The 1,674-nt window shown below is 36.7% G+C and carries 2 protein-coding genes; both read left to right on the top strand.

Annotated elements, in window-relative coordinates:
• On the top strand, positions 1–750 hold a 750-nt coding region (locus H7254_RS20715), incomplete at its 5' end, for a GNAT family N-acetyltransferase (protein WP_301934788.1).
• 70 nt (positions 751–820) lie between these two features.
• A partial coding sequence (locus H7254_RS20710) for a serine hydrolase (protein ID WP_301934787.1) occupies positions 821–1,674 on the top strand: 854 nt, incomplete at its 3' end.

Below are 1,674 nucleotides of genomic sequence, written 5' to 3'. Positions count from 1 at the left end.
GAAGTTGCAACAATCAACAGTTCTGCCTACCCAGGCTTTCGTTCGGGTTTCGAACAACATAGCCGAACATTGGGTCTTATATTTATCTTTATCAAAAGGCAAGTTGCGGTTACGGGCAGATCAATTTTAAATTCTACACCTGCAGAAAGAGCTATCGTTTTGCCTACTATGACCATAGATTTTAACAAGCCAAATAATACAAAAATGTTACACAAAACTTTCACCCCTTTTCCAATTTTGACAACCGAAAGGCTTACGCTCAGACAAATGCTGATTAATGACGAACAAGAAATTTTTACTATACGTTCGGACAAAGAAATAAATAAATATCTCGGCAGACAATTAAGTAAAACAAATGAGGATGCGAGGAATTTTATAAAGACGATTAATGAGAATGTTAAGAAGAACGACTCCATCTATTGGGCAATAACTTTGAGTGACAAAAATATAGTGATTGGGACAGTTTGTCTTTTTAGCTTTTCAGAAGAAAATGACAAGTGCGAAATTGGTTATGAATTATTGACAAATTTTCAAGGGACAGGAATAATGAAGGAAGCGGTTGAAAAAGTTATTGATTATGCATTCAATACAATTAAAGTTCAAAATATAGAAGCAATCTTTCACAGAGATAACCAGCGTTCCATAAAGCTGTTGGAGAAGTTATCGTTTAGGAATTCAAATAAAAATGATAATACAGAACCTGATTTAATATATTACCATTTATCAAATTCAATTGACAATGTTACATAAAAAACTAAAAGAAAAAGGCCCCTCAACAAATACCATCTTCCTATAATTTCATCCACTAATATTCTTTTAAATGAGAAACAAGATCAAGATTATTTTTTCCTTTCTGTTCATACATTTTTCATCTGCAAATGCGCAAACGCTTTATTATCCTGATACAGCATGGCAGGTAAGAACCGCCACGGAAATGAAGATGAACAAACAGTTGTTGGATAGTGCAGTAAATTTTGCGTTATCAAATGAAAATAAAGTGGAAAGAGACCTGCGCATTGCAAACCTGAAAGCATACAGCAATGAACCGGATTACAAAATATTAGGACCTATGAAAGAAAGAGGTAGACCTGCAGGACTGGTTATTAAAAATGGTTACATAGTAGCACAATGGGGGGATGTAAATCGTGTGGACATGAGTTTTAGTGCAACGAAAAGTTTTTTATCAACTACTGCAGGCTTGGCTATAGATAATGGATTGATAAAAAATGTACATGATAAAGTAATAAATTATGTGTGGGATGGCACTTATAAAGGTGAGCACAATTCCACCATTAGTTGGGATCATTTATTAACGCAATCATCTGACTGGAGCGGAATGCTTTTTGAATTGAACGATTGGGCTGACAGGCCACCCAAGCAGGGAGGTATTGATGAATGGAGAAACAGAAAACTGAATGAGCCCGGTACGTTTTTTAAATACAACGATGTAAGGGTAAATCTTCTTGCCTATTCCTTACTGCAGGTTTGGCGTACACCTTTACCTGTTGTGTTGAAAGAAAAAATTATGGATCCCATCGGCGCTTCCACCACATGGCGCTGGTATGGTTATGAAAACTCTTTTGTAAATATTGACGGGTTAAGGATGCAGTCGGTAAGTGGTGGCGGGCACCATGGGGGTGGTATTTTTTTTTGGGCCTGGGGCCAGGCAAGGGT

The organism is Ferruginibacter sp. (assembly GCF_014377975.1).
Taxonomy (GTDB): domain Bacteria; phylum Bacteroidota; class Bacteroidia; order Chitinophagales; family Chitinophagaceae; genus Ferruginibacter.
This window is presented reverse-complemented; position numbering and strand designations above follow the sequence as displayed.